Raw genomic sequence first — 25,537 nt, 5'->3', positions numbered from 1 at the left:
GTCCGGCGCTAGAATAGCGGGACCGTTGACGACAAAGGGACAAGGTTATCATGCGCACACTAAATCGCTTGTTGCTGGCTGGCTTGTTTGCAATCACTCCATTGGCTGTCATGGCGGCGGATGACAAGCCCTCGGCGGACCCGGAAGTAACGATCCGCACGGAAGGCGATAAAACCATTCAGGAGTATCGCCAGAACGGCTTCGTGTACGCGATCAAGGTCACCCCGAAGGTCGGAAAACCGTACTTTCTGATACGTGCGGACGGAACAGATGCAAACTATATCCGCTCGGATCAGCCGGATATGCTGATTCCCTCGTGGAAAATCTTTGAGTGGAAGTAGTTTCTTAATTTCAATCGGCGCTGGCTCAACCGCGGCGCCCGTACTGGCAGTTTTAACCATGTCTGTGTTCACCCCCCTGGCTCGGCCCGAGCTGGAAACCTTTCTCGCCCCTTACGGGCTCGGCCGCCTGCTTGATTTCCAGGGGATCGCCGCCGGTAGCGAAAACACCAATTTCTTTATCAGCCTGGAGCAGGGCGAGTTTGTCCTGACCCTGGTCGAGCGCGGTCCGGTGCAGGAGATGCCGTTCTTCATCGAACTGCTCGACGTGCTGCACGACGCCAACCTGCCGGTGCCTTATGCCCTGCGCACCACCGACGGCGTTGCATTGCGCGAGCTGGCCGGTAAACCTGCGCTGTTGCAGCCACGTCTGGCGGGCAAGCACATCAAGGACGCCAACGCCCAGCATTGCGCTCAGGTCGGCGAGCTGCTGGCTCACCTGCACCTGGCGACCCAGGCCAACATGATCAAGCGCAAAACCGATCGTGGCCTGGACTGGATGCTGGAAGAGGGCACGCAGTTTCTCTCGCACCTGAACGCCGAACAAAGCGATTTGCTGCAACGGGCTCTGGAAGAGATCACCCAGCAGAAGACGAAAATTCTGGCGCTGCCGCGGGCCAACATCCATGCGGATCTGTTCCGCGACAATGCGATGTTCGAAGGCACGCACCTGACCGGGTTGATCGACTTCTACAACGCTTGTTCAGGGCCGATGCTCTATGACGTGGCGATTGCCTTGAACGACTGGTGCTCGGATGAGCAAGGGCAGCTCGACGGGGCTCGGGCGCGGGCGTTGCTGGGCGCTTATGCCGCGCTGCGACCGTTCACCGCTGCCGAAGCTGAGTTGTGGCCGACCATGCTGCGCGTGGCGTGCGTGCGGTTCTGGTTGTCGCGGTTGATTGCGGCGGAGTCTTTCGCCGGGCAGGACGTGTTGATTCACGATCCGATGGAGTTTCAACTGCGCTTGGCGCAGCGGCAGAAGGTCGACACGCCGCTGCCTTTCGCCCTCTAAAAGCTTCGCGGGCAAGCCTCGCTCCTACAGGATGTGCGCGATCCCTGTAGGAGCGAGGCTTGCCCGCGAACGATTCACCACCAAACTTCCCGCTTACAACGACTCCAGGCACCCGGCCAAATCATTCCCCAACTTTTCCAGCACCTGCTCATACCCTTGGGCAGTCGCTGGTGTGTATCCGCCCAATGCATCCAGCTCCGCCAGTTTCACCGGTAGCCCGGCCACCAGGGTTTCTGCCAGGCGCGGGCGCAGCGGCGGTTCGCTGAACACGCAAGTTTTGCCGACTTCCTGCAACCGCGCGCGCATCGCCGCGACGTGCTGGGCACCGGGCTGTACTTCGGCTGCGACACTGAACACACCGGCGTGCTTGAGGCCGTAGGCGTCTTCGAAGTAGTCGAAGGCTTCGTGGAACACGAAGTAAGGCTTGTTCGCGATCCCTGCCAGGCGAGCCTTCAGGCGTAGGTCCAGGGCATCCAGGCGTTCATCGAAGGCTTTGAGGTTGCTCTGATAGCGCGCCGCGTTAGCCGGATCGGCTGCACTCAGATCGGCCGCCATTTTGCTGGCGATCACTCGGGCGTTGATCGGTGACAACCACAAGTGCGCATCCAGGCTGCCGGGGCGATGATCGTGGTCATGCTCATCGGCTTCTTCGGCGTGGGAGTGGCTGTCTTCGGCGAAACGTCGCAGCTTCAGGCCAGGCAAATCCTGCACTGCGACGCTGGGCAGCGTACGACCTTTCAGTACGCGAGGCAGAAAACCCTCCATGTCCGGACCGATCCAGTAAACCAGGTCCACCGACTGCACCTTCCGTACGTCGGATGGGCGCAAGGCATAGTTATGCGGCGATGCCCCGGGTGGCAGCAACACTTCCGGAATCGCCACACCTTCCTGCACCGCAGCAGCAATCAGCTGCAGCGGCTTGATGCTGGTAAGTACTTTGACTTCGGCCTGGGCTGAACCGATCAGCAGAAAACTTGCGACAAATGCGACAAAGATAGAAAAAAGTCGGGACACGATGACCACTCGAAGAGGCGAGAACGGGTAACATAATAACGTCTCTCACAACACTCGTCGCCGCTCATGCCTAAAACACCGATTGCCAGTCGTCCCCACGACCACTCTCATTGCGTCCATAGCGCATTGTCTGAGGCCGATGCCTTGTGCGCACGTCAGGGGCTACGCCTGACCGCTTTGCGCCGGCGGGTGCTGGAACTGGTCTGGCAAAGCCATAAACCGCTGGGTGCCTACGACATTCTGGCGGTGCTCAGCGAGCAGGACGGCCGCCGAGCTGCGCCGCCGACCGTGTATCGCGCGCTGGATTTTCTGCTGGAAAACGGCCTGGTACACCGCATCTCCTCGCTGAACGCCTTCGTCGGCTGCAATCACCCGGAACACGCTCACCAAGGCCAGTTCCTGATTTGCCGCCAATGCCACGCCGCCATTGAGCTTGAACAGAAGTCCATCAGCGACGCGATCGTCGGCAGCGCCAGGGACGTCGGATTTATCGTCGAGGCCCAGACCGTTGAAGTCATCGGTCTCTGCTCGGGTTGCCAGGGGGCTTAATGAGCAATGCGCTGATCCGTCTTGAGCAGGTGGCCGTCACTTTTGCCGGGCAAAACGTGCTGGATAACATCGAACTGAGCGTCGAGCCGGGGCAGATCGTTACCCTGATCGGCCCTAATGGCGCCGGCAAAACCACGCTGGTGCGCGCGGTGCTCGGTTTGTTGAAGCCGGACAGCGGCAGCGTCTGGCGCAAGCCGAAGTTGCGCGTCGGTTACATGCCGCAAAAACTCCATGTCGATCCAACCCTGCCGCTATCAGTGCTGCGTTTCTTGCGTCTGGTCCCTGGCGTGGACCGCGCTCGGGCCTTGGCCGCCCTCAAGGAAGTCGGCGCCGAGCAGGTGATCGACAGCCCGGTGCAAAGTGTTTCCGGTGGCGAAATGCAGCGAGTACTGCTGGCCCGGGCATTGCTGCGCGAGCCGGAGTTGCTGGTGCTCGATGAGCCGGTACAAGGCGTCGACGTGGCCGGTCAAGCTGAGCTCTATAGCCTGATCACACGTCTGCGCGACCGTCATGGCTGCGGCGTATTGATGGTCTCTCACGATTTGCATCTGGTGATGAGCACCACCGACCAGGTGGTGTGTCTGAATCGCCATGTCTGCTGCTCCGGGCATCCCGAGCAGGTCAGCGGCGATCCCGCGTTCGTCGAACTGTTCGGAAAGAACGCACAAAGTCTGGCGATTTATCACCACCATCACGACCACGCTCACGACCTGCATGGCTCGGTGGTCATTGCGACCCCGTCGGCCCATACCCACGTTCATGGAGATAGCTGCAAGCATGGCTGATTTTCTGCTCTTCGCCCTGCTTGCAGGTCTGGCCCTGGCGCTGGTTGCGGGCCCGTTGGGTTCGTTCGTGGTCTGGCGGCGCATGGCTTATTTCGGCGACACCCTGTCCCACGCTGCGCTGCTGGGTGTGGCGCTGGGCTTTCTGCTGGATGTCAGCCCGACCGTGGCTGTCACCGTAGGCTGCCTGTTGCTGGCAGTGTTGCTGGTGACGCTGCAACAGCGGCAGCCATTGGCGTCTGACACGCTGTTGGGAATTCTCGCACCGAGCACGCTCTCCCTGGGCCTGGTGGTACTAAGCTTCATGCATGAAGTGCGGATCGACCTGATGGCCTATCTGTTCGGCGACCTGCTGGCGATCAGCCCGATCGATCTGGCCTGGATCCTCGGCGGCAGCGCGGCGGTGCTGGTATTGCTTGTCACGCTGTGGCGACCCTTGCTGGCGATCACCGTGCATGAAGAACTGGCCAGGGTGGAAGGTTTGCCGGTGGCGGCGTTGCGTCTGGTCCTGATGTTGCTGATCGCCGTGGTGATCGCGGTGGCGATGAAAATCGTCGGCGTGTTGCTGATTACTTCGTTACTGATTATTCCGGCGGCTGCGGCACAACGTCACGCCCGCTCGCCGGAGCAGATGGCACTGGGCGCGAGCCTGCTGGGCATGCTCGCGGTGTGTGGCGGGCTGGCGTTGTCCTGGTTCAAGGACACCCCGGCTGGCCCGTCGATTGTGGTGGCGGCCGCCGCGTTGTTTCTGCTGAGTTTTGTCCTGCCCCGCCGAGGGGTGTAGACTTGCTCGTTTTTTGCGCAAATAGAGAGTCGCAGGAATGAAGCCGTTCGCCTCCCGTTATCTGCTCCTTGTCGCATTTTCGCTGCTACTGGGTGCTTGCCAAAGCACGCCGCCGGCGGCCACCGAGGTCCCCGATGCACGGGCCACGGCTATTGCACAACTGGAACAAAGCCTGGCCAGCAGCGAGCTGGCCACCGCCGAGGATCAATTGGCGGCCTTGCAGGCCGAGTCGCCCAACGATCAATCCCTTGAGCAATACCAGCGGCAATTGGCCGAAGCCTATTTACTGCGCAGCCAGATCGTGTTGCAAAAAGGTGATGTGAATGCCGCGGCCACTGCCCTCAGCCGTGCCCGGGTATTGATGCCCAAGGCCCCGGCGCTGACCGGTGGCGTTAACAATGCCATCGTTCATGCACGCAAGGCTGAACTGGATAAAGCCGAAGCGGCCCTCAAGGCTGCCGAAGCCAGACCGCAGGCCAAAGTGATCGACCCGACGGCTGAAAGCACGACGGTGGCATTGAACCTCAACGATATGAGCAAACTTCGTCGTCAACTGGATGCTATCGCCGCCGATGTGGTGAATTATCAGTGCGACGTGAGCATTCAGGTTCCCCGTACTCAGGACTACCCATGGTTGGCCACGTTGCTGACCAAACGGGTGAAGAAGCTGGATTCGGGGTTTGATCTGAAGCTTGAGAAGCAGATTCTGCGCAATATTCCGGCGCAGATGGTTTTGAGCCCTCGCAAGCCATAAAGAAAAGATCGCAGCCTGCGGCAGCTCCAACGGACCGTTTAGGAGCTGCCGCAAGCTGCGATCTTTTGCTTTTCTAGATGCATCAGGCCGCAATTGCCTCGGTCCCAGGTTCCTACCTTTGATCGCCTTATTGCCAAATCGCTGGTTGAAGGCGAAATAAATGCTAAGAACCTCTATACGGACAGGCTAAAATGCGCGCCCGGCTAACCGCTGATCCTTTTCTAACGCGCCCCACAAGGTTCGCTACGTGATCGAGTTTCAAAACGTCCACAAAACTTACCGCGTCGCCGGTAAGGATATTCCCGCCCTGCATCCGACCAGTCTGACGATTGAGAACGGTCAGGTCTTTGGCCTGATCGGCCATTCCGGTGCGGGAAAAAGTACCCTGCTGCGCCTGATCAACCGCCTGGAAAACTCCAGTGGCGGCAAGATCATCGTCGATGGTGAAGAAGTCACAGCGCTGGATGCCAACGGCCTGCGACGTTTCCGTCAGCAGGTCGGGATGATTTTCCAGCACTTCAACTTGCTGGCGTCCAAGACCGTGGCCGATAACGTCGCGCTGCCGCTGACCCTCGCCGGTGAGCTGTCGCGTAGCGAAATCGACCAGCGTGTGGCGCAGTTGCTGGCGCGGGTTGGCCTGGCCGACCATGCGAAAAAATACCCGGCGCAACTGTCCGGTGGTCAGAAGCAGCGTGTCGGCATCGCCCGCGCCCTGGCAACCAAGCCGAAAATTTTGCTGTGCGACGAAGCCACCAGTGCCCTCGACCCGCAGACCACGGCGTCGGTTCTGCAATTGCTGGCCGAGATCAATCGCGAGCTGAAGCTGACCATTGTTCTGATCACCCACGAGATGGATGTGATTCGTCGAGTCTGCGATCAGGTGGCGGTGATGGATGCCGGTGTGATCGTCGAGCAAGGTTCGGTGGCCGAAGTGTTCCTGCACCCCAAGCACCCGACCACCAAGCGCTTCGTCCAGGAAGACGAGCAGATCGACGAGAACGAACAGCGCGACGACTTCGCTCATGTGCCGGGCCGCATCGTGCGTCTGACCTTCCAGGGCGAAGCGACCTACGCACCATTGCTGGGTACCGTCGCCCGGGAAACGGGCGTGGACTACAGCATCCTGGCCGGTCGTATCGATCGCATCAAAGAGGTTCCCTACGGCCAATTGACCCTGGCCGTCACCGGTGGCGACATGGAAGCGGCGTTTGCTCACTTCACCGCAGCTGATGTCCATATGGAGGTGCTGCGCTGATGGAAGTCCTGATGAGTTTCTTTTCCAATATCGACTGGTACGAAATCTGGCTGGCCACCGGCGACACCCTGCTGATGCTTGGCGGTTCGCTGTTGTTCACCGTGCTGCTGGGGTTGCCGTTGGGCGTGCTGTTGTTCTTGTGCAGCCCGCGCCAGTTGCTGGAAGCCAAAGGCGTCTACGCGATGCTATCGCTGGTGGTGAACATTCTGCGTTCGCTGCCGTTCATCATTCTGCTGATCGTGATGATTCCGTTCACCGTATTGATTACCGGCACCTCCCTCGGTGTCGCCGGTGCGATCCCACCGCTGGTGGTGGGCGCCACGCCGTTCTTCGCGCGACTGGTGGAAACCGCCCTGCGTGAAGTGGATCGCGGCATCATCGAAGCGACCCAGGCCATGGGCGCGACGACCCGTCAGATCATCACCAACGCCTTGCTGCCGGAAGCCCGCCCGGGCATCTTCGCAGCGATTACGGTGACAGCGATTACACTGGTGTCCTACACAGCAATGGCCGGTGTGGTCGGCGCTGGCGGCTTGGGCGACCTGGCGATCCGTTTCGGTTACCAGCGTTTCCAGACCGACGTGATGGTGGTCACCGTGGTCTTGCTGCTGGTGCTGGTTCAAGTGCTGCAAACCGTCGGCGACAAGCTGGTGGTTCATTTCTCCCGCAAATAAACAGTTTTCGTCACTTAAGACATGAGCCGGCCATTCGCTGGCAGGCGCCGAAGACTGGCGCCTCACAAGGAGTTAGCTGAATGAAAAAACTACTCGTCGCATTCGCTGCCATTGCAGCCTTTTCCGCCCACGCTGCCGACACCTTGACCGTTGCGGCCACCCCGGTGCCCCACGCGGAAATCCTCGAGTTCGTTAAACCAGCCCTGGCCAAAGAAGGCGTGGACCTGAAAGTCAAAGTCTTCACCGACTACATCCAGCCAAACGTACAGGTGGCCGAGAAGCGTCTGGACGCCAACTTCTTCCAGCACCAACCGTACCTGGATGAATTCAACAAGGCCAAGGGCACTAACCTCGTCAGCGTTGCCGGTGTGCACCTGGAGCCGCTGGGCGCTTACTCCAGCAAGTACAAGAAACTGGAAGAGCTGCCGGGCGGCGCCAACGTGGTGATCCCGAACGACGCCACCAACGGCGGCCGTGCGCTGTTGCTGCTGGAGAAGGCTGGCCTGATCAAGTTGAAGGATTCGAAAAATATCCTGTCGACCGTGAAGGACATCACCGAGAACACCAAGGATCTGAAATTCCGTGAACTGGAAGCCGCGACCATCCCCCGCGTGCTGACTCAGGTCGACCTGGCGCTGATCAACACCAACTACGCGCTGGAAGCCAAGCTCGATCCGTCCAAGGACGCGCTGGTCATCGAAGGCAGCGACTCGCCGTACGTGAACATCCTCGTTGCCCGTCCGGACGACAAGGACAGCGCGGCAATGCAGAAACTGGTTGCTGCCCTGCACAGCCCGGAAGTGAAAGCCTTCATTCTCGAGAAGTACAAAGGCGCGGTATTGCCGGCGTTCTGATCGGCTGACGTAAACGAAAAAGGGGCGCATTGAATTGAATGCGCCCCTTTTTTTGTCTGTTTGCCCCGTTCTGTAGGAGCCAGGCTTGCCGGCGAAGGCGCCCGTGAGATCGCCTTCGCCGGCAAGCCTGGCTCCTACAAAGAGTGTGGTGCTTATTGACGGTTGAGCATCACCGGCAACTGCGCCACCAGTTTCTGGTTATTCAGCGGTGCACGAATGAACCCGCGTTGAGTCCCGTCCGGTCCGATCACCGCCAGGTTGCCGCTGTGGTCGACGGTGTAGTTCGGCTTGCTGGTGTCCGCCGGAATGAACGGAATGCTCACCGCGTTGGCCATTTTCTGAAGGTCTTCGACCGAGGCTGCGGTCAGCCCGATGAATTGCGGATCGAAGTAGCCTAGGTACTGCTTGAGTTGCTTGGGCGTATCGCGGTTAGGGTCGACGCTGACCAGGATGACCTGCAACTTGTTCACCGCATCCGCCGGCAGTTCACTCTTGATCTGCCGCAGCTGGGCGAGGGTGGTCGGGCAGATGTCCGGGCAGAAGGTGTAGCCGAAGAACAGCAAACTCCACTTGCCTTTCAGTTCGTTGACCGCCACTGGCTTGCCGTCCTGATCGGTCATCTTCACGTCCGGCAGATTACGGCTTTGGGGCAGCAGAATGATCCCTGCATCGATCAGCGCCGTCGGGTCGCCCTGGTTCTTCCCGGTCAGTACTTTATTGACGGTCAGGCCCAGGATCAGCGCGATCAGGGCAACGAGGATGAAGACGGTTTTCTGGGTTCGGGTCATAGGATCAACAGTAAGTAGTGGTCTACGAGCAGCGCGATGAACAGCAGGAACAAGTAGTAAATAGAGTACTTGAACGTGTTGATCGCCGCGTGCGGCCGAGTGCCACGGTACAGCACCACGGCCCATTGCAGAAACCTGGCGCCCAGTAAGAGGGCACACATCAGGTAGAGCACGCCGCTCATGTGGATCACGTAGGGCATCAGGCTGACGGCCAGCAACGCAAAGGTATAAAGCAGGATGTGGACTTTGGTGTAGTGCTCGCCATGGGTCACCGGCAGCATCGGAATGTCAGCCTTGGCGTATTCCTCCTTGCGGTGAATCGCCAGCGCCCAGAAGTGCGGTGGGGTCCAGGCGAAGATGATCAGCACCAGCAACAATGGTTCGGCGCCGACATGACCGGTGGCGGCGGTCCAGCCGAGCAGTGGCGGGGCAGCTCCGGCGAGGCCGCCGATGACGATGTTCTGCGGCGTCGCGCGTTTCAGGAAACCGGTGTAGACCACGGCATAACCGAGCAAGGAGGCGAGGGTCAGCCACGCCGTCAACGGGTTGGTGAAAGTCAGTAGCAAGGCCTGGCCGAGCATCGCCAGTATCAGGGCGAAGGTCAGCGCGGCGGCTGGAGATACCCGGCCTTCGGCCAGGGGCCGTTTGTGGGTCCGGGCCATGACCGCATCGATGCGCCGGTCCACCACATGATTGACCGCCGCGGCACCGCCGGCACACAGGGCGATTCCCAGATTGCCGAACACCAGCACCGTCCATGGCACCCCGGCGCGGGTCGCGAGGAACATGCCGACCAGCGAGGTGATGAGCATCAACACCACCACTTTCGGCTTGGTCAGTTCCAGATAGTCTCGCCAGATGGCCTGACTGTGACGTTCGCCGATCAGAGTCGCCATGGCATCTCTCCTTTTATTGTTATGGGCCCGGCCGAGTGTTTACGCAGGCGTAGACGCCAGCGACGAGGGGGCTGATGCTTGACCCGAACCAGGCTGGTTCGCGCGTGATAATTGACCAGCACCATCGTCAGCAACAGCGCCGCACCGCCGGCGTTGTGGGCGACGGCCACCGGCAGCGGCAAGTGGAACACCACGTTGCTGATGCCCAAGGTGATTTGTGCGGCAAGGGCGATCAGCACCATGACGGCCAGGCGCGTCATGCCGACGACCTTCAGTTGCCAGGCCAGACCGAGCAGAACAAAGGTGACCAGTAATGCGCCGATGCGGTGAGTCAGGTGAATCGCGGTGCGGGCATCGCTGTCCAGCTGCCCGCCCAGATAATTCGGGCCGATGTGCTGGGTCAGGTGAAAACCGTTGGCGAAATCAGCCGGCGGCAGCCATTGGCCGTGGCAGGTCGGAAAGTCGATGCAGGCTACCGCCGCGTAATTGGAGCTGACCCAGCCACCGAGAGCAATTTGCAGGATCACCAGCAGCAAGCCGGCGGTTGCCCAGTATTGCAAACGTCGAGGCACGGTCAGCGCTGGCAATACGCCGGACAGGCGCAAGGTCAGCAGAAACAACAGGCTCAAGGTCGCAAAACCACCGAGCAAATGTCCGGTGACCACTTGCGGCCAAAGCTTGAGCGTCACCGTCCACATGCCGAAAGCCGCTTGGCCAATGACCAACGCCAGCAGGAACAGCGGCAACTTCACCGGCTGCCCCGGATGATGACGATGGACCCAGGCGCGGCCCGCCAGCACCGCGATCAGCAGCCCCAGCGTGCCGGCGAAGTAGCGATGGACCATTTCGTTCCAGCCCTTGTGGGCTTCCACCGGGGTGTCTGGAAAATGCAGTTCGGCATGAGCCAGCTGGGCTTCGCTTTGCGGCACGCTGATAAAACCGTAGCAGCCGGGCCAGTCCGGGCAGCCGAGGCCGGCGTGGGTCAGGCGTGTGTAAGCGCCGAGCAACACCACAATCAGTGCCAGCAAGGTGGCAAACAGCGCGAGGCGAAATCCAGGTTTGGCCATGACGATGCCCTTATCCGATGTTCGACAGTTTCAGCAGGTGGCGCAGGTCGTTGAGCAGATCCTTGCCCTTCACCGTCGGGTCGTAACGCAGCACCAGATTGCCGTGAGGGTCGATGATCCACAGGTGCGGCGTGTCATTGCTCTGTGCGCCTTTGATGTAGGACGGCAGGTCCAATGAATAGCGTTGTAACTGTGGGTACTCGCGTTGAAGTTTAGTCTCGTAATCGCTGTTCAGCGGCTGCGCGATGGCCAGCGCATGGCTGGCACGGGCAGCATCGCGACCGAGGCCGATCTGGATCTGCCGCGCCAGATAAACCAGCTGTTGGCAGTCCACCGAGCAGTCCTTGGGCGCCGTCACCAGCAACTGCCAGCGTTCTTCTTGCGCTTGTACGCCAATGTCGGCGCGGGTCTGGCCGTTGCCGATCAGCTCACCGTGATAACTGCGGCCTTCGGGTACCCAGAACTGCAATTTGTACATGCCGGTGGCGAGGATCATCGGACCGATCACCCCCAATAGAATCAGCAGCAACTGCAAGCGTCCGCGCCGCCGATTCACCGGTGTTTTCGCCTCAGACATGCCGGGTGGATTCATGGCCACTCCCATTATTGTTCTCCTTTGCGTTGTGCCAGCCGAGATAGAGATAAAGGCCGAACAGCGCGATCGCCAGGGCGAACCACTGCACGGCGTAAGCCAGGTGCTTTTCCGGCCCCATGGCCACCACCGGCCAATCGGCGCGGTAGGTCGCAGGGCCACTTTGCGCGCGTAATTCGTAGGCGAAACCGTCACGTTCAAGCGCCGTCCACAACCTGGCCGGTTCAACGGCGGTGATCAGTTGTGGCCAGGTCGTGGTGTTGGGGTCGGCGTGCAACTGGAACGTTGCGCCGGGGGAGACGTAGACCCAGGCGTCGAGGCTCAACACCTGAGTCGGTGTGGTGAATGACGGCGGGGTACGCCGATCCGGCCACGGCAGCCAGCCGCGATTGACCAGCAACCAGAGCCCGCTTGCCTGATCCTGAAACGGTTGTAACAGCTCGACCCCGACCTTGCCGTCGCGCTGCCGGTTATCCAGCAGCAGGCTGTGTTCGGCATCGAACTGGCCGTGCAGGCGAACCCGGCGAAAGGCCGGATCTTCGGTGTGTTGCAGTTCGGTGCTGGCCATCGGTTCGGCCGCCCGGCGCTCAGCGTAATTTTGCAGCAGCGCGCTTTTCTCCGCGCCCCGGCTCAACTGCCAGAAGCCGAGTGACACCAGCAAGGGCAGCAGCACCGCGACCACCAGAGTCGGCACGAGGCCCAGCCGGAAGCGCTTCATGGCGTCGCCAGAAAGTCGGTCGTCGCGATAGCTATACTCACATGCATCGCCTGTCCCCCGGAGTGTCACCATGCTCAAAGCAGCCATCGTCCTGATGCTGATTGCCACGGTTGTCAGCCTGTTCAGCGGCCTGTTTTTTCTGGTCAAGGACGACAGCAGCTCGAATCGCCTGGTCATCGCCTTGAGTATTCGTGTTGCGCTGGCCGCCATTACTGTCGGCTTGATCGCCTGGGGTTTTTTCAGCGGCCAACTGGTGTCCCACGTGCCTTGGTAGCCATGAGTGCCAGGCTCAAAGTACGTAGACGAAAACGAACAGCCCGATCCACACCACATCCACGAAGTGCCAGTACCAGGTCGCCGCCTCGAAGCCGAAATGGTGGTCTGCATTGAAGTGCCCGCGCATGATGCGCATCAGCATCACGAACAGAATGATGGTGCCGATGGTCACGTGGGCACCGTGGAAACCGGTGAGCATGAAGAACGTTGCGCCGTAGATGCCGGAACCGAGGGTCAAGCCCAGCTCGTGGTAGGCGTGCAGGTATTCTTTGGCTTGAAAGCCCAGGAAGCCGCAACCGAGCAACACGGTCAGCGCCAGCCAGATTTTCAGCGCCCCGCGATGGCCTTTCTTCAAGGCGTGGTGAGCGATGGTCACGGTGACGCTGGAACTCACCAGCAGCACGGTGTTGAGCAACGGCAGGCCCCAGGGGCTGATGACTTCCTTGGGGGGAGGAAAGAGTTTCGAGTCCGGGTTGTTCAGCAGCGGCCAGGTGAACTCGAACGTCGGCCACAGCATGTGGGCGATGCCTTTGGTGCCTTCACCACCCAGTGCCGGGCCCGCGATGTTGCGCACATAAAACAGCGCACCGAAAAAGGCCAGGAAGAACATCACCTCCGAGAAAATGAACCAGCTCATGCCCCAGCGGAACGAGCGGTCGAGTTGCGGGCTGTACAACCCCGCGCGACTTTCCTTGACCACCGTCCCGAACCAGCCGAACAGCATGTAGGCCAGCAGCAGTCCGCCGACGAAAAAGATCAGCGGGCCATGGGATTCCGGCCGCGCAGCCTTCAGGTCGTTGAACCAGGTGCCCAGGCCGAACACCGTGACCAGCATGCCGATCGTGGCGATGATCGGCCATTTGCTCTGGGCTGGAACGTAATAATGTTCATGAGTTGCCATTTATTGTTCTCCTTATCGGGCACGCTTTAACGCCTAGCCACCCGTGCTTGCTGCAACAGCCACGGGCGGATGACGTGCGGTGATATCGAACAGCGTGTAGGACAGCGTCAGGTGCTTCACATCCTTGGGCATGTCGCGGTCAACGATGAACCGTACTGGCATCTCGATGCGTTGACCGGGCTGCAGCACTTGCTGGGTAAAGCAGAAACATTCGGTCTTGTGGAAGTACGCCGCAGCTGCACTCGGCGCGATACTCGGCACCGCCTGGGCGCTCATCGGCCGGTCGGTGGGGTTGTGGGCGATAAAAATCATCTCGTTCACCGCCCCGGGGTGCGCGGTCAGCTCATCCGTCTTGGGGTAGAAGTCCCAAGGCATGTCAGCAGCGTTGGTCGACAGAAACTGCACGCGAACCTGCCGCGAGGCGTCGACCGTTTGCTCGCCTTCATACTGCCCGGCGGTTTTGCCATTGATGCCGAATGCCTTGCACATCACGTCGTAGATCGGCACCAGGGCAAAGCCGAAGACAAACATCGCCGCCACCACCAGTAACAGGCGGGTGACCAGCTTCTTCATCGAGATCGAGTCAGCCATGGCTTCGAACCTTTACGCATAACCCGCTGGGAGCAGGCCCTTGTGGCGAGGGAGCTTGCTCCCGCTGGGTCGCGAAGCAGCCCCAAAAGTTTTGCGTCTGCTTCGCAGCCGAGCGGGAGCAAGCTCCCTCGCCACAAAAGCTCGCTTCCACAAAGGCTAGTGCGTTCATTTCACTTCCGGCGGTGTGGTGAAGGTGTGATACGGCGCGGGCGATGGAATGCTCCATTCCAGGCCTTCGGCACCATCCCACGGCTTGGCCGGTGCCGGCTCGCCGCCGCGAATGGTCTTGATCACGATGAACAGGAAGAAGATCTGCGTGGCACCAAACATGAACGCGCCGATCGACGACACCATGTTGAAGTCGGCGAATTGCAGGTTGTAGTCCGGAATCCGCCGCGGCATGCCCGCCAGGCCCACGAAGTGCATCGGGAAGAACGCCATGTTCATGCCGATGAAAGACAGCCAGAAGTGCAGCTTGCCGAGGGTTTCGTCGTACATGTGGCCGGTCCATTTCGGCAGCCAGAAGTAAGCCGAGGCGAAGATCCCGAAGATCGCCCCCGGCACCAGCACGTAATGGAAGTGCGCGACCACGAAGTAGGTGTCCTGGTACTGGAAGTCCGCCGGGGCGATGGCCAGCATCAACCCGGAGAATCCGCCAATGGAGAACAGAATCACGAACGCCACGGCGAACAGCATCGGCGTTTCGAAGGTCAGCGAGCCTTGCCACATGGTGCTGGCCCAGTTGAACACTTTCACGCCGGTCGGCACTGCGATCAGCAGCGTGGCGTACATGAAGAACAACTCGCCCACCAGTGGAATGCCGACCACGAACATGTGGTGCGCCCAGACGATGAATGACAGGAACGCAATACTGGCCGTGGCATAGACCATCGAGGTGTAGCCAAACAGCGGCTTGCGCGAGAACGCCGGAATGATTGAGCTGACGGCACCGAAGGCCGGCAGGATCATGATGTACACCTCGGGGTGGCCGAAGAACCAGAACACGTGCTGGAACAGCACCGGATCACCGCCACCGGCGGCACTGAAGAAACTGGTGCCGAAGTGGATGTCCATCAGCATCATGGTCACGCAGCCGGCCAGCACCGGCATCACCGCGATCAGCAGGAACGCGGTGATCAGCCAGGTCCAGACGAACAGCGGCATTTTCATCAACGTCATGCCGGGGGCGCGCAGGTTGAGGATGGTCGCGATCACGTTGATTGCGCCCATGATCGAACTGATCCCCATCAAGTGGATGGCGAAGATGAAGAACGTCACGCTTTCCGGCGCGTAGGTGGTCGACAGCGGTGCGTAGAAGGTCCAGCCGAAGTTCGGCCCGCCACCGGGCGTGAACAGGGTCGATACCAGCAGCAGGAACGCGGCCGGCAACAGCCAGAAGCTGAAGTTGTTCATTCGCGGCAGGGCCATGTCCGGCGCGCCGATCATCAACGGGATCATCCAGTTGGCGAGGCCGACGAAGGCCGGCATCACCGCGCCGAAGACCATCACCAGACCGTGCATGGTGGTCATCTGGTTGAAGAACGCCGGTTCGACGATTTGCAGTCCCGGCTGGAACAGCTCGGCACGGATCACCATGGCGAACGAGCCGCCGAGCAGAAACATGGTGAATGCAAACCACAGGTACAGCGTGCCGATATCCTTGTGGTTGGTAGTCAACACCCAACGCATCAGGCCTTTGGCAGGGCCGTGGGCGTGGGCGGTATCGGTATGAACATGGTCATCGACTACAACAGTCATGTCCTGTCTCCTGCAAACGGCTGGGCTGGGCGAACCGGGACGTCATGCCCCGACCGATTCCTTGAGTACGCAATAGACCGGGTCATTTGCTTTCCGCCTGTTTCAGCTCCAGCACTTCTTTAGGGGTGACCATGTCGCCTTTGTTGTTGCCCCAGGCGTTACGTTCGTAGGTCACGACCGCCGCGATATCGACTTCCGAGAGCTGCTTGCCGAACGCCGCCATGGCGGTGCCGGGCTTGCCGTGGAAGACCAGGCTCAGGTGAGCCTCTTTCGGCCCGGTGGCGATTTTCGAGCCCTTGAGTGCCGGGAACATCGGCGGCAGGCCCTGGCCTTCGGCCTGGTGACAGGCCACGCAAGTGGTGTGATAAATCTTGTCGCCGCGCTCCTTGAGCTCGTCGAGGGTCCATTCCTTGCTGGTCAGCTCTTTGAGTTGCGCGGCTTCCGCCTTGCGCTCGCCCAGCCATTTTTCGTAGTCGGCCTTTTCCTTGACCTCAACCACGATCGGCATGAAGCCGTGGTCCTTGCCGCACAGCTCGGCGCACTGGCCACGGTAGATGCCGGGCTTTTCGACACGGGTCCAGGATTCATTGACGAAGCCCGGAATAGCATCGCGCTTGACTGCGAAGGCCGGCACCCACCAGGAGTGGATGACATCGGCGGAGGTCACCAGAAAACGCACCTTGGCACCGATCGGCAGCACCAGTGGCTTGTCGACCTCCAGCAAGTAATGCTCGCCCTTGGCTTCCTTGTTGTGGATCTGATCGGCGGGGGTAGTCAGGTTGCTGAAAAATTCGACGTCCTGACCCAGGTATTTGTAATGCCACTTCCACTGATAGCCGGTGACCTGGATATCGATATCCGGCTCCGTGTTGTCGTACATCTTGATCAGTGTGGCGGTTGCAGGGACCGCCATGGCCACCAGGATAAGCAGGGGGACGATGGTCCAGAGGATTTCAACGGTGGTGCTTTCATGAAATTTTGCGGCCACCTGCCCGGTCGAGCGGCGGTGGATCATCATCGACCAGAACATGGCGCCGAAGACGATGATGCCGATCACCACACAAATCCAGAAAATGGTCATGTGCAGATCGAATACTGCGTGACTGATCTCAGTCGCTCCAGGCGCCATATTGACAGTCCAGGCCGCTTGCGCCTGACTGAAAATCGACCACAACAGGAGGCCCATCCAGACATGTGGATGTCGCATCATTGCGGGTTCCCCTTATCGTTCTTGTTATCCCGTAGGCGTAACGCCTGCGGCAAGGGAGCGGCATTTTCAGACCACGAACTTGAATCGCCGAGCCTTGCTGCGTATGCAGTCGGGTGTCATCAGCTAACTCCATTCAGAACCGAGTATAGACAGCGACTGCCACCTCGCAACGCGATGGGGTAAATCAGCTGAAACAGGTTGGACTTGCGTTCCAGGTCACGAATGGAGAAGGATGCAGACGAGTGGTGGCAAATCGATATAACTTCGATGTCTCAAGGATGAAATAATTATGACAAATGCGTCTTAGCCTTTTTCCTGAGCCAGCTAAGTTATGTCTTCCCTATTTCATTGCCTTTGTTTCCTGGAGTTTTCATGAACACCGCCGCATTGCGCGAGCAGATCCAACAAGCCCAACAACACGAGGCCGAGACCGGCCTGCTGACTCGTCAGCTGGAAACCCAACTGCCGCACCTTCACTCCGCCATCCAATTGCCGGATGTCGACGCTAACGGCGTGATGACGCGTTTTGTGGCCGCGTATATAGAACAAGTGCCAGACCTGCTGGATGCAGCCAATGAAGTCGCCAGGGAAGCGGGCATCGAATCGCAGATCAAGCCGGTGCTGACAATCGCCGAGCAGTTCTTCCTCCAACCGCCGGCGATCATGGCCGGTCACGTTGGCCTGGACAGCCTGCTGGACGAAGCTTATCTGGCGCACCGCCTGGTCGAAGAGGTCAACGACCTGTACATCAAGCATTTTGGTCAGCCATTGATCCCCTTGGACATGACTGTCGCCAACCTGATTGCCCACCAATTGATTGGCGAGGAATTTGCCAACCAACTGGATGAGGCGGTGCATCACGCCGTGGACGAGATGCTTGACGATGAAAGTTTCGCGCTGGAGTCGGTGGAGGCCTACCGCGAGAAACTCAACAGCCCGGACACCGGCGCCGCGTGGAAGCGCTGGCCGTGCCTGTCGCGCCAATTGGGCGTGGAGCTGGAGCTGGATCAACCAGCCGCGTAAGTCTATGCAACCCTGTAGGAGCGAGGCTTGCCCGCGAAGGCGTCCCCAAGTACGCCAAAAGCTTCGCGGGCAAGTCGGATCGCCGCACCGCTCGCTCCTACAGGGGGCTTCAACCGGCCGTTGAGCCTACCCCGGTGGTGGTCCGCAACCGCCCTTCAAGCCTGCGCTTCAACCCCCGCGCTTCAATCACCAACTTCGAACCCTTGGCCGCATTGGCCCGGCCCCACTCCTCCAGCAACTCAAGGCACGAGTGATCGATGTAGCTCAGGTTATTGAGCGGCACATGCACCGTCGCGCCAGCGGGAATGCTCCCCAGCACCTGGGTCAACGCCGGCACCTTGAGGAAAGTCGCCGCCCCCACCAGTCGCAGCTCCATCTCGCCGTCCGCCGGTAGATCGATCAGGCTGATTTTCAGGCGCGACGCTTTCCAGGCCAGTTTGGCCAGCGTCAGGCCGAAGCCGATCAGCACGCCCGTCAGCAGGTCGGTGAAGATGATTGCCAGTGCAGTCGCCGCATAGGTAAACATCGGCATCCGGCCATAACGGCCCAGGCCGCGAAAGGCTTTGAGGTCCACCAGTTTGAAACCGGTGTAAACCAGCACGCCCGCCAGGCTCGCCACCGGAATGCTTTGCAGCACGCTCGATAGCAGCAACACGAAAGCCAGCAACCACAGGCCATGGAACACCGTCGACAGGCGGGTGGTGGCGCCGGCTTGAACGTTGGCCGAGCTGCGCACGATCACCCCGGTCATCGGCAGCGCGCCGAGCAGGCCACACAACATGTTGCCCACACCTTGTGCCGACAATTCGCGGTCGAAGTCCGAGCGTTGACCACTGTGCATGCGATCCACGGCGGCGGCCGAGAGCAGGGTTTCGGCGCTGGCGATAAAGGCCACGGCGAAGGCGGCGATCAGCAGGGTTGGGTCAGCCAGGTTGAGCAGATCCGCCGGGCGTAGCCAATCGATGGCCTCCGCCAGGTTAGCCGGGACCTCCACACGTTTGACCTGCAAGGCGAGCGCCAGGCTGGCGATTGTTGCCAGACCGACCCCGAGCAATGCGCCGGGAACGAAACGCAGGGAATGCGGGCGGAATTTTTCCCACAGCCACATCACGGCAATGGTCGACAGCCCGAGCAAACCCGCTTGCCAGCCAAACGAAGGCAAAGCCTGAATCACTGCAGTAGGAAAGGCCGCCAGGTTATCCAGCCCTGAGGGCTTGGGCACGGCATCGAGCATTACGTGCACCTGCGACAGCACGATCAACACGCCGATGCCGGCGAGCATGCCGTACACCACAGCCGGCGCCGTGACCCGAAACCAGCAACCCAGTTTCAAACGCCCGGCTACCAATTGCAGAAAACCCGCCAGTAGCAGGATCGGCCCGAGCATGGCGATACCATGCTGGCGCACCAGTTCGAACACCAATACCGCCAGGCCTGCCGCCGGACCGCTGACTTGCAGCGGTGAACCGGCAAGCCAGCCAACAACCAGCCCACCGATGATGCCGGTGATCAGGCCTTTGGCTGGTGGCAGCCCCGAGGCGATGGCGATGCCCATGCACAAAGGCAGGGCAACCAGAAACACAACCACCGAAGCCAGCAGCTCCCGTGGCAGAACAGCTTTTAATTGAGCGGCACGCATGGTGACTCTCCCGAAGTTTTCTTCAGGCATGGCAAAGCCGGGCTGCCTGATCAGCAGCCTCGGCTAAACCACACAGGGATCTGTTGACCTGTCTCGCAAACGTTGTTGTGAGACAGGCTACGAAGAGGATTTAGAAGCGCGCTTTGGGCGTCGCCACCGGAATCGGATGGCTGCCATCGAGCGGCAGGAAACAACCCTGATCCGCGTCGTAAGCCTGGATTTCGCTGGTTTCGATGTTGTACACCCAACCATGGATAAACAGCTGACCGTTGGCCATGCGCGAGGCCACCGACGGGTGCGTGCGCAAATGTTGCAACTGAGCGATCACATTCTCTTCGGTAAGGATGTGCATGCTCTCGCTTTCATTCGAGCAATGGCAGTTGTCCTGAACCATGGTTTTCGCCACTTCCGCATGGCGCAGCCAGGCTTTGACCGTCGGCATCTTTTCCAGGCTCTGCGGGTTGAGTACTGCGCGCATGGCGCCACAGTCGGAGTGGCCGCAGATGATGATGTGCTGCACGCCAAGCGCCAGCACTGCGTATTCGATGGCTGTGGAAACACCACCGTTCATTTGCCCATAAGGCGGCACGACGTTGCCGACGTTACGGGTGACGAACAGGTCGCCGGGGGCGCTTTGGGTGATCAGCTCGGGAACAATGCGCGAATCGGCGCACGCGATGAACATCGCCCGAGGCCGCTGGGCCGTGGCGAGTTTTTTGAAGAGTTCTTCCTGCTGCGGAAAGATCTCGTGATGAAAATGCAAAAAGCCGTCAACGATATGCTGCAGCGCTGCATCGGCGGTTTCCGCCTCGGGTTGGGCTGAAGCCGACGCAGCCAAAGGCTGTTTATCCTTGTCACTCATGATTCATCCTCTTTGGCGGAGTCAGGGAATTTTCCCGTTTTGTCCGATGTGAAGCCAGTGGCTGTATAAAAAACATCCAGGTCGAAAAGCAGACCCATCAGTCACTCGATGAACAAGGTAGCGGCCGAAGCTTAACTCAAACTGAATCAAGCGCTCTAGAACGTACGTTCCAGGTCATAAGAAATATGACCAGCTTGAACGCGACGTACTTTTTTCACTACTCCACCATAGGTCCGATTGTCCTTAAATCAATGACATCTGGCGACCCGGCGGACAAAAGGCTTTGCAGTCCAGATCGAAACCTTCCCGACGGTTGAGCCCCAGGCGCTTGATGGTTTTGGAAAAGCGCTGCGCCAGCAGATCGGCAAACGGTCCTTCACCGCGCATACGGGCGCCAAACCGACTGTCGTAAAGCTCCCCACCACGGCTCTGGCGGATCAGGCTCAACACATGAGCTGCACGCTGAGGATAATGGGCGGCCAGCCACTCTTCGAACAGCGGCGCCACTTCCAGCGGCAGGCGCAACATCATATAAGCCGCAGTTTGCGCTCCGGCCGCATGGGCTTCAGTCAGCAGGCTTTCGAGTTCGCTGTCGTTGATCATCGGAATCATCGGTGAACACAAGACACCCACCGGAATCCCCGCTTCACGCATTACCCGGATCGCCCGCAGTCGTGCCTTGGGCGCAGCCGTACGGGGTTCGAGGATGCGTTTGAGCTGATCGTCCAGAGTGGTGAGGCTGATCATTACCGCCACCAGTCGTTGTTCGGCGAGTTCGGCCAGCAGGTCCAGATCGCGCAGAATCAGCGAGCCCTTGGTGATGATGGTCACCGGATGGCGATAGCGCAGCAGCACCTCGAGGGTCCTGCGGGTGATTTTGTATTCACGCTCGATCGGCTGATAAGGATCGGTGTTGGAGCCCAGGTTGATCGGCGCGCATTGATAGCCGCGTTTGGACAGTTGTTCTTCCAGCACATCGGCGGCGTTGGTCTTGGCGATCAGTCTGGTTTCGAAATCCAGCCCTGGCGACATGTCCCAGTAGGCGTGGCTGGGCCGAGCATAGCAATAGATACAGCCATGCTCGCAGCCACGATAGGGATTGATCGAGCGGTCGAAGGGCAAGTCCGGCGAGTTGTTGCGGGTAATGATGGTCTTCGCCGTCTCGATGCGCACCTCGGTGCCTTGGGTGATTGGCGCTTCCTGATACCAGCCGTCATCCTCGGCCACCGAACGGTTCGGTGCGAAACGGTTGTGAGGGTTGGTGGCGGTGCCGCGACCGCGGGGTGGCAGAGGCGTGTTCATCGATAAAAACCCATTGGCTGTATGTGCATACAGTATCAAGGAGGAAAGCGACAAGCCAGTGCCGTTCGGCGAGTGAACATCGGAGATTATATAAAGGAACTAACAAGACAAGTTTATGGATCAAGCGCATCGCGCAACTGTCATCACTGGAAATATATATAAAGTGGCGCAATTACAAAGGCTGTTAGTACTATCCTCGCCACACGAAGTTGTCGTGGATTATTAATTAAAAGGATTTAGTCATGTCGTTTTTTAATCAGCGTGGTATTTTTTTACAACTGTTGGCGCCCAGCATAACCAATCCTCGCGAAGCACAAGTATCGATGCAGCTTGCCCGTAAAGAGCCGGGATGGGATGCGGTAAATGAAGTGCAGACAGAGGCACTGGTCGATTCCATCTATGTGACAGCGGTTTCCAGCGATGGTGGTCAGTCCTTCACGATCAAAACCATTAACAGCGATGTGGACGGTGATGGCGATATCGATGGTGATGACAAAGCAAAACTGCTGGCCTTGGCCAAGGCTTATTCCAGTATCGTAAATCCCTGAAGTTGATAGTTGTTGCCAGGTCTGCATGAAACTCCATGCAGGCCTGGTTTTATCGGTGTCTATTAACTCAAGGTCTTGCCGGATAGTGTCTCTCAGGCAACTAGCGATGTCGGACAGTCTGACTGATCTGAATGACAACCAGCCTCGGGCATTTGCTGTTCTATTCACGATTCTTTGACAGTACCCTCACAGGTCTTTGACTGTCCCGAGTTCAGGCTATCGATCACTTATCCACCACTTCACGGTCGCCTGAGCATGTCCCTACTGCGCCTTCTACCTGCGACGCTTCTTTTGTCGCTGGCCGCACTTTTCAACCTGACGCTGGCCCACGCTGACGACGCTGCTCTATCCCGGCCTGCGGACTGGGCTCAATCGGTGGAGGTTCAGTACAACCTCTATCAGATGTCCCCGACCCTCTATCGCAGTGCGTTGCCGGACAAGGGGGCGGTGCCGTTGCTGGAAAAACTCAAGGTCGCCACCGTCATCAACTTCCTGCCTGAACCGGACTCGAGCTGGTTGTCAAAACCCGGAATCACCCAGATACAACTGCCCTACCGCACCAATCATGTGGATGACAGTGATGTGCTCAAGGCCCTTCGCACGATTCAGAGCGCGGAGGCCAAAGGGCCTGTGCTCATGCACTGCAAACACGGCTCGGATCGCACCGGCCTGATGGCGGCGATGTACCGTGTGGTGGTGCAGGGCTGGAGTAAGGAAGATGCGCTGAGTGAAATGACTCAGGGCGGTTTTGGCGATAGCACCCACTTCAAGGACGGCATTCGCTACATGATGCAGGCCGATGTCGACAAACTTCGTACGGCGCTGGCCAATGGTGATTGCAGCACAAGTCCGTTTGCCATGTGTTCGATGAAGAGTTGGTTCAACTCGGCCCATGTCGAGTAAGTAACACCTTCCACTGCGTTGCGCAGTGGAAGGTGTTTTTCGATACTCAGTGTTGCTCGTCAGGCTTTTTCTTCAGCTTCGGGTTCGGGAAAAACTGCACGGCCTGAACCTTGGCGTCCGGCACCTTGAGTGCCGAGGTGTTAACCCGGGTGCCCAATTCCTTGGGTACCGACAGGCCTTGTTCATTCAGCGTGTCGGAATAACCGCAGGCCACACACTCGCGATGTGGAACGGTATCTTCGTTCCACATCATCAACTTGTCGGGCTCGCTGCAGGCCGGGCAGACCGCCCCGGCGATAAAGCGTTTTTTGGTAATCACAGGTCCCTCACTCATGCTGCCGCGTCCTCGGTCAGGCCGCTGTGGCGCAAGAGTGCGTCAATCGATGGCGCACGGCCACGGAAGTCGACGAACAGCACCATCGGTTCCTGGGAACCACCTCGTGCCAGGATCGCTTCGCGGAAGGCACGACCGGTCTGGGCATTGAGCACGCCGTCTTCTTCGAACTTCGAGAAGGCATCGGCCGACAATACTTCAGCCCACTTGTAGCTGTAGTAACCCGCCGCGTAGCCACCGGCGAAGATGTGGGCGAAGCTGTTGGGGAAACGGTTGTAGGCCGGTGGACGCATGACCGAAACCTCATCACGTACCCCTTCGAGCACTTGCAGCACGCTGCGGCCGTCGCCGTGAGTGGCGTGCAACTCGAAGTCGAACAGCGAGAACTCCAGTTGGCGGACCATCATCAGGCCGGACTGGAAGTTCTTCGCCGCGAGCATTTTCTCCAGCAGATCCTGAGGCAACGGTTCGCCGGTTTCGTAGTGACCGGAAATCAGTGCCAGACCTTCCGGCTCCCAGCACCAGTTTTCCATGAACTGGCTTGGCAGCTCGACCGCATCCCAGGCCACGCCGTTGATGCCGGATACGCCAGCGTGCTCGACACGGGTCAGCAGGTGATGCAGGCCGTGACCGAATTCATGGAACAGGGTGGTCACTTCGTCGTGGGTCAGCAGGGCTGGTTTACCGCTGTCGGCCGGGGTGAAGTTGCACACCAGGTTCGCTACCGGGCTTTGCAGCACACCATTGATTGTACGGCGGTGATCGCGGGCGCCGTCCATCCAGGCACCGCCACGCTTGTTGGCGCGGGCATAGAGGTCGAAGAAGAAGCGGCCGACGTGCTGGCCGTTTTCCTTGATTTCGAACAGGCGAACGTCCGGGTGCCAGGTATCGAAGCCTTTCAGCTCGGCGATCTCGATGCCGTACAGCCGCTGGACGATGGCGAACAGCCCACCCAGAACCTTGTCGATCGGGAAGTACGCGCGAAGGGTTTCCTGGGCAACGCTGTAGCGCTGCTCACGAAGTTTTTCACCGTAGAAACCGCTGTCCCAGCTTTGCAGGTCCGGGCAACCCTGTTCGGCGGCGTAGGCCTTGAGCTGCTCCAGATCCCGGACGGCGAACGGCTTGCTGCGCTTGGCCAGGTCGCGTAGGAAGCTGAGTACCTGATCGCTGGATTCGGCCATTTTGGTCGCCAGGCTCAGCTCCGAGAAGCTGGTGAAACCCAACAGTTTTGCCAGTTCCTGACGCAGGTCGAGGATTTCTTCCATGACCGGGCCGTTATCGTTCTGACCGGCATTCGGACCTTGGTCCGACGCACGGGTGCAGTAGGCGGCGTAGACTTCTTCGCGCAGGGCGCGGTCCTGGGCGTAGGTCATCACCGCGTAGTAACTCGGGAATTCCAGGGTGATCAGCCAGCCGTCGAGGTCTTTGGCTTGCGCGGCGGCGGCCATCTGCGCCTTGGCCGAATCGGTCAGGCCAGCGAGGGCGGCTTCGTCAGTGATGTGCTTGGTCCAGGCCTGAGTGGCGTCGAGCAACTGGTTGGAGAAGCGACTGCCCAGCTCCGACAGTTTGCTCTGCACGTCGGCATAACGCTTTTGTTCGGCTTCAGGCAGGTCGATACCCGACAGGCGGAAGTCACGCAGGGCGTGCTCCAGGATGGTTTTCTGCGCCACGTCGAAACCGGCGGCCTCAGGACTGTTCGCCAGCGCTTCATAGGCCTGAAACAGTTCACGGTTCTGGCCCAGCTCGGTGGCGTAGGCGCTCAGGGCCGGCAGGCAGGACTCGTAAGCCTCGCGCAACTCAGCGCTGTTGCACACGGCATTGAGGTGGCTGACCGGGCTCCAGGCGGCGCCCAGACGATCGTTGAGTTCGTCCATCGCCAGCACCAGGCCGGCCCAGGTCGGTTGTTTGGCCTGGGTCTTGAGGATTTCGACAATGGCGGCGCGGTTGTCAGCCAGGATCTTTTCAATGGCCGGTTGCACGTGTTCGGCACGGATCGCCGAGAACGGCGGCAGGTCGTAGGACTGCAGAAGAGGGTTGTTCACGCTCACGGTTGGCACCTTGGCTGGAAAACATGCGGGAAGAAACATGCGCCCATCTTAATTACAATCGACGT

General features: G+C 59.5%; 28 protein-coding genes. 13 read left to right on the top strand and 15 right to left on the bottom strand.

The features are described 5' to 3' along the window. Positions 1 to 50: 50 nt before the first annotated feature. Complete coding sequence (locus tag ACEN8R_RS23775) at positions 51 to 341, top strand: DUF2782 domain-containing protein (RefSeq protein ID WP_018927274.1); 291 nt, start codon at positions 51 to 53, stop codon at positions 339 to 341. Positions 342 to 399: 58 nt separating this feature from the next. Then, positions 400 to 1,350 carry a homoserine kinase gene (locus ACEN8R_RS23770; protein WP_018927273.1) on the top strand — a complete coding sequence of 317 codons (951 nt, stop codon included), beginning with the start codon at positions 400 to 402 and terminating at the stop codon, positions 1,348 to 1,350. A 93-nt stretch (positions 1,351 to 1,443) separates the two neighbouring features. Here ACEN8R_RS23770 and ACEN8R_RS23765 read toward each other — a convergent pair whose 3' ends face one another. Continuing rightward, positions 1,444 to 2,364: a zinc ABC transporter substrate-binding protein ZnuA gene (locus tag ACEN8R_RS23765; protein WP_086945255.1), complete on the bottom strand. Its 921-nt coding sequence runs from the start codon at positions 2,362 to 2,364 to the stop codon at positions 1,444 to 1,446. 66 nt (positions 2,365 to 2,430) lie between these two features. On the opposite strand from ACEN8R_RS23765, the gene zur reads away from it, so the two are divergent. From zur to ACEN8R_RS23730, 7 genes are all read left to right on the top strand, one after another. After that, complete coding sequence (gene zur, locus ACEN8R_RS23760) at positions 2,431 to 2,913, top strand: zinc uptake transcriptional repressor Zur (protein WP_026286509.1); 483 nt, start codon at positions 2,431 to 2,433, stop codon at positions 2,911 to 2,913. After that, positions 2,913 to 3,698 carry a zinc ABC transporter ATP-binding protein ZnuC gene (gene znuC / locus ACEN8R_RS23755; protein WP_007940713.1) on the top strand — a complete coding sequence of 262 codons (786 nt, stop codon included), beginning with the start codon at positions 2,913 to 2,915 and terminating at the stop codon, positions 3,696 to 3,698. Before zur ends, znuC begins: the two co-directional genes overlap by 1 nt. Beyond that, positions 3,691 to 4,479 (top strand): zinc ABC transporter permease subunit ZnuB, encoded by a 789-nt coding sequence (gene znuB / locus ACEN8R_RS23750; RefSeq protein WP_018927270.1) that lies wholly within the window; start codon positions 3,691 to 3,693, stop codon positions 4,477 to 4,479. The genes znuC and znuB overlap by 8 nt, the downstream gene beginning before the upstream one ends. A gap of 37 nt (positions 4,480 to 4,516) precedes the next feature. Next, the gene (locus ACEN8R_RS23745; protein ID WP_018927269.1) at positions 4,517 to 5,233 is read left to right on the top strand and encodes a PA5502 family lipoprotein; all 717 of its coding nucleotides are present in this window, start codon (positions 4,517 to 4,519) and stop codon (positions 5,231 to 5,233) included. 247 nt (positions 5,234 to 5,480) lie between these two features. Further along, positions 5,481 to 6,488 carry a methionine ABC transporter ATP-binding protein gene (locus tag ACEN8R_RS23740; protein WP_007940716.1) on the top strand — a complete coding sequence of 336 codons (1,008 nt, stop codon included), beginning with the start codon at positions 5,481 to 5,483 and terminating at the stop codon, positions 6,486 to 6,488. Continuing rightward, positions 6,488 to 7,162, top strand: a complete 675-nt coding sequence (locus ACEN8R_RS23735) for a methionine ABC transporter permease (protein ID WP_018927268.1) — start codon at positions 6,488 to 6,490, stop codon at positions 7,160 to 7,162. Before ACEN8R_RS23740 ends, ACEN8R_RS23735 begins: the two co-directional genes overlap by 1 nt. An 80-nt stretch (positions 7,163 to 7,242) precedes the next feature. Continuing rightward, a complete protein-coding gene (locus ACEN8R_RS23730) occupies positions 7,243 to 8,016 on the top strand; it encodes a MetQ/NlpA family ABC transporter substrate-binding protein (RefSeq protein ID WP_018927267.1) in 774 nt (257 codons plus the stop codon). A 152-nt stretch (positions 8,017 to 8,168) separates the two neighbouring features. Here the strand turns inward: ACEN8R_RS23730 and ACEN8R_RS23725 are convergent, their stop codons facing one another. The 5 genes from ACEN8R_RS23725 to ACEN8R_RS23705 are packed head-to-tail and all read right to left on the bottom strand — an operon-like array spanning position 8,169 to position 12,077. Continuing rightward, on the bottom strand, positions 8,169 to 8,804 hold the full coding sequence (locus ACEN8R_RS23725) for an SCO family protein (RefSeq protein ID WP_018927266.1): 636 nt from the start codon (positions 8,802 to 8,804) through the stop codon (positions 8,169 to 8,171). After that, positions 8,801 to 9,700, bottom strand: coding sequence for a heme o synthase (gene cyoE / locus ACEN8R_RS23720; protein ID WP_018927265.1), 900 nt, complete (start codon positions 9,698 to 9,700; stop codon positions 8,801 to 8,803). The genes ACEN8R_RS23725 and cyoE overlap by 4 nt, the downstream gene beginning before the upstream one ends. After that, positions 9,688 to 10,767, bottom strand: a complete 1,080-nt coding sequence (locus tag ACEN8R_RS23715) for a COX15/CtaA family protein (RefSeq protein WP_018927264.1) — start codon at positions 10,765 to 10,767, stop codon at positions 9,688 to 9,690. The genes cyoE and ACEN8R_RS23715 overlap by 13 nt, the downstream gene beginning before the upstream one ends. Positions 10,768 to 10,777: 10 nt before the next feature. After that, positions 10,778 to 11,371 carry a PA_0111/PP_0108 family redox-active disulfide protein gene (locus ACEN8R_RS23710; RefSeq protein ID WP_026286508.1) on the bottom strand — a complete coding sequence of 198 codons (594 nt, stop codon included), beginning with the start codon at positions 11,369 to 11,371 and terminating at the stop codon, positions 10,778 to 10,780. Next, positions 11,337 to 12,077, bottom strand: a complete 741-nt coding sequence (locus tag ACEN8R_RS23705; RefSeq protein WP_018927262.1) for an SURF1 family protein — start codon at positions 12,075 to 12,077, stop codon at positions 11,337 to 11,339. Before ACEN8R_RS23705 ends, ACEN8R_RS23710 begins: the two co-directional genes overlap by 35 nt. A gap of 70 nt (positions 12,078 to 12,147) precedes the next feature. Here ACEN8R_RS23705 and ACEN8R_RS23700 point away from each other — a divergent pair, with 70 nt between their 5' ends. Next, the gene (locus ACEN8R_RS23700; protein WP_018927261.1) at positions 12,148 to 12,351 is read left to right on the top strand and encodes a twin transmembrane helix small protein; all 204 of its coding nucleotides are present in this window, start codon (positions 12,148 to 12,150) and stop codon (positions 12,349 to 12,351) included. Between the two features lie 15 nt (positions 12,352 to 12,366). On the opposite strand, the gene ACEN8R_RS23695 is transcribed toward ACEN8R_RS23700, so the two are convergent. The 4 genes from ACEN8R_RS23695 to coxB form a co-directional block, all read right to left on the bottom strand. After that, on the bottom strand, positions 12,367 to 13,254 hold the full coding sequence (locus tag ACEN8R_RS23695; protein ID WP_018927260.1) for a cytochrome c oxidase subunit 3: 888 nt from the start codon (positions 13,252 to 13,254) through the stop codon (positions 12,367 to 12,369). A gap of 33 nt (positions 13,255 to 13,287) precedes the next feature. Beyond that, positions 13,288 to 13,845, bottom strand: a complete 558-nt coding sequence (locus ACEN8R_RS23690; protein ID WP_018927259.1) for a cytochrome c oxidase assembly protein — start codon at positions 13,843 to 13,845, stop codon at positions 13,288 to 13,290. A 165-nt stretch (positions 13,846 to 14,010) separates the two neighbouring features. Further along, positions 14,011 to 15,603 (bottom strand): cytochrome c oxidase subunit I, encoded by a 1,593-nt coding sequence (ctaD, locus tag ACEN8R_RS23685; protein WP_018927258.1) that lies wholly within the window; start codon positions 15,601 to 15,603, stop codon positions 14,011 to 14,013. Positions 15,604 to 15,685: 82 nt separating this feature from the next. Further along, positions 15,686 to 16,813 carry a cytochrome c oxidase subunit II gene (coxB, locus tag ACEN8R_RS23680; protein ID WP_026286507.1) on the bottom strand — a complete coding sequence of 376 codons (1,128 nt, stop codon included), beginning with the start codon at positions 16,811 to 16,813 and terminating at the stop codon, positions 15,686 to 15,688. A 372-nt stretch (positions 16,814 to 17,185) separates the two neighbouring features. Here coxB and ACEN8R_RS23675 point away from each other — a divergent pair, with 372 nt between their 5' ends. Further along, positions 17,186 to 17,836 (top strand): hypothetical protein, encoded by a 651-nt coding sequence (locus ACEN8R_RS23675; protein ID WP_018927256.1) that lies wholly within the window; start codon positions 17,186 to 17,188, stop codon positions 17,834 to 17,836. A gap of 109 nt (positions 17,837 to 17,945) precedes the next feature. Here ACEN8R_RS23675 and ACEN8R_RS23670 read toward each other — a convergent pair whose 3' ends face one another. The 3 genes from ACEN8R_RS23670 to ACEN8R_RS23660 form a co-directional block, all read right to left on the bottom strand. Beyond that, a complete protein-coding gene (locus ACEN8R_RS23670) occupies positions 17,946 to 19,475 on the bottom strand; it encodes a SulP family inorganic anion transporter (protein WP_018927255.1) in 1,530 nt (509 codons plus the stop codon). 130 nt (positions 19,476 to 19,605) lie between these two features. Further along, the gene (locus ACEN8R_RS23665) at positions 19,606 to 20,337 is read right to left on the bottom strand and encodes a carbonic anhydrase (protein WP_018927254.1); all 732 of its coding nucleotides are present in this window, start codon (positions 20,335 to 20,337) and stop codon (positions 19,606 to 19,608) included. Positions 20,338 to 20,580: 243 nt separating this feature from the next. After that, positions 20,581 to 21,639 (bottom strand): PA0069 family radical SAM protein, encoded by a 1,059-nt coding sequence (locus ACEN8R_RS23660; RefSeq protein ID WP_018927252.1) that lies wholly within the window; start codon positions 21,637 to 21,639, stop codon positions 20,581 to 20,583. Between the two features lie 242 nt (positions 21,640 to 21,881). On the opposite strand from ACEN8R_RS23660, the gene ACEN8R_RS23655 reads away from it, so the two are divergent. Beyond that, entirely contained in the window at positions 21,882 to 22,187 is a 306-nt protein-coding gene (locus ACEN8R_RS23655; protein WP_018927251.1) for a hypothetical protein, read from the top strand. A 255-nt stretch (positions 22,188 to 22,442) separates the two neighbouring features. Continuing rightward, entirely contained in the window at positions 22,443 to 23,090 is a 648-nt protein-coding gene (locus ACEN8R_RS23650; RefSeq protein WP_026286506.1) for a dual specificity protein phosphatase family protein, read from the top strand. A gap of 46 nt (positions 23,091 to 23,136) precedes the next feature. On the opposite strand, the gene ACEN8R_RS23645 is transcribed toward ACEN8R_RS23650, so the two are convergent. Further along, positions 23,137 to 23,424, bottom strand: coding sequence for a YheV family putative zinc ribbon protein (locus ACEN8R_RS23645; RefSeq protein WP_018927249.1), 288 nt, complete (start codon positions 23,422 to 23,424; stop codon positions 23,137 to 23,139). Further along, positions 23,421 to 25,511, bottom strand: a complete 2,091-nt coding sequence (prlC, locus tag ACEN8R_RS23640; RefSeq protein ID WP_167331187.1) for an oligopeptidase A — start codon at positions 25,509 to 25,511, stop codon at positions 23,421 to 23,423. The genes ACEN8R_RS23645 and prlC overlap by 4 nt, the downstream gene beginning before the upstream one ends. Positions 25,512 to 25,537: the final 26 nt, after the last annotated feature.

The organism is Pseudomonas sp. Pseusp15 (genome assembly GCF_059492165.1).
Note: the sequence above shows the minus strand (reverse complement) of the source record. Positions and strands in the feature narration are given on the sequence as shown.

Bases quoted from the DNA above. Each gene is read 5' to 3' on its own strand.
- ACEN8R_RS23775 (WP_018927274.1), top strand. From the start codon at position 51: ATGCGCACACTAAATCGCTTGTTGCTGGCTGGCTTGTTTGCAATCACT.
- ACEN8R_RS23770 (WP_018927273.1), top strand. From the start codon at position 400: ATGTCTGTGTTCACCCCCCTGGCTCGGCCCGAGCTGGAAACCTTTCTC.
- zur (WP_026286509.1), top strand. From the start codon at position 2,431: ATGCCTAAAACACCGATTGCCAGTCGTCCCCACGACCACTCTCATTGC.
- znuC (WP_007940713.1), top strand. From the start codon at position 2,913: ATGAGCAATGCGCTGATCCGTCTTGAGCAGGTGGCCGTCACTTTTGCC.
- znuB (WP_018927270.1), top strand. From the start codon at position 3,691: ATGGCTGATTTTCTGCTCTTCGCCCTGCTTGCAGGTCTGGCCCTGGCG.
- ACEN8R_RS23745 (WP_018927269.1), top strand. From the start codon at position 4,517: ATGAAGCCGTTCGCCTCCCGTTATCTGCTCCTTGTCGCATTTTCGCTG.
- ACEN8R_RS23735 (WP_018927268.1), top strand. From the start codon at position 6,488: ATGGAAGTCCTGATGAGTTTCTTTTCCAATATCGACTGGTACGAAATC.
- ACEN8R_RS23730 (WP_018927267.1), top strand. From the start codon at position 7,243: ATGAAAAAACTACTCGTCGCATTCGCTGCCATTGCAGCCTTTTCCGCC.
- ACEN8R_RS23725 (WP_018927266.1), bottom strand. From the start codon at position 8,804: ATGACCCGAACCCAGAAAACCGTCTTCATCCTCGTTGCCCTGATCGCG.
- cyoE (WP_018927265.1), bottom strand. From the start codon at position 9,700: ATGGCGACTCTGATCGGCGAACGTCACAGTCAGGCCATCTGGCGAGAC.
- ACEN8R_RS23715 (WP_018927264.1), bottom strand. From the start codon at position 10,767: ATGGCCAAACCTGGATTTCGCCTCGCGCTGTTTGCCACCTTGCTGGCA.
- ACEN8R_RS23710 (WP_026286508.1), bottom strand. From the start codon at position 11,371: ATGGGAGTGGCCATGAATCCACCCGGCATGTCTGAGGCGAAAACACCG.
- ACEN8R_RS23705 (WP_018927262.1), bottom strand. From the start codon at position 12,077: ATGAAGCGCTTCCGGCTGGGCCTCGTGCCGACTCTGGTGGTCGCGGTG.
- ACEN8R_RS23700 (WP_018927261.1), top strand. From the start codon at position 12,148: ATGCTCAAAGCAGCCATCGTCCTGATGCTGATTGCCACGGTTGTCAGC.
- ACEN8R_RS23695 (WP_018927260.1), bottom strand. From the start codon at position 13,254: ATGGCAACTCATGAACATTATTACGTTCCAGCCCAGAGCAAATGGCCG.
- ACEN8R_RS23690 (WP_018927259.1), bottom strand. From the start codon at position 13,845: ATGGCTGACTCGATCTCGATGAAGAAGCTGGTCACCCGCCTGTTACTG.
- ctaD (WP_018927258.1), bottom strand. From the start codon at position 15,603: ATGACTGTTGTAGTCGATGACCATGTTCATACCGATACCGCCCACGCC.
- coxB (WP_026286507.1), bottom strand. From the start codon at position 16,813: ATGATGCGACATCCACATGTCTGGATGGGCCTCCTGTTGTGGTCGATT.
- ACEN8R_RS23675 (WP_018927256.1), top strand. From the start codon at position 17,186: ATGAACACCGCCGCATTGCGCGAGCAGATCCAACAAGCCCAACAACAC.
- ACEN8R_RS23670 (WP_018927255.1), bottom strand. From the start codon at position 19,475: ATGCGTGCCGCTCAATTAAAAGCTGTTCTGCCACGGGAGCTGCTGGCT.
- ACEN8R_RS23665 (WP_018927254.1), bottom strand. From the start codon at position 20,337: ATGAGTGACAAGGATAAACAGCCTTTGGCTGCGTCGGCTTCAGCCCAA.
- ACEN8R_RS23660 (WP_018927252.1), bottom strand. From the start codon at position 21,639: ATGAACACGCCTCTGCCACCCCGCGGTCGCGGCACCGCCACCAACCCT.
- ACEN8R_RS23655 (WP_018927251.1), top strand. From the start codon at position 21,882: ATGTCGTTTTTTAATCAGCGTGGTATTTTTTTACAACTGTTGGCGCCC.
- ACEN8R_RS23650 (WP_026286506.1), top strand. From the start codon at position 22,443: ATGTCCCTACTGCGCCTTCTACCTGCGACGCTTCTTTTGTCGCTGGCC.
- ACEN8R_RS23645 (WP_018927249.1), bottom strand. From the start codon at position 23,424: ATGAGTGAGGGACCTGTGATTACCAAAAAACGCTTTATCGCCGGGGCG.
- prlC (WP_167331187.1), bottom strand. From the start codon at position 25,511: ATGTTTCTTCCCGCATGTTTTCCAGCCAAGGTGCCAACCGTGAGCGTG.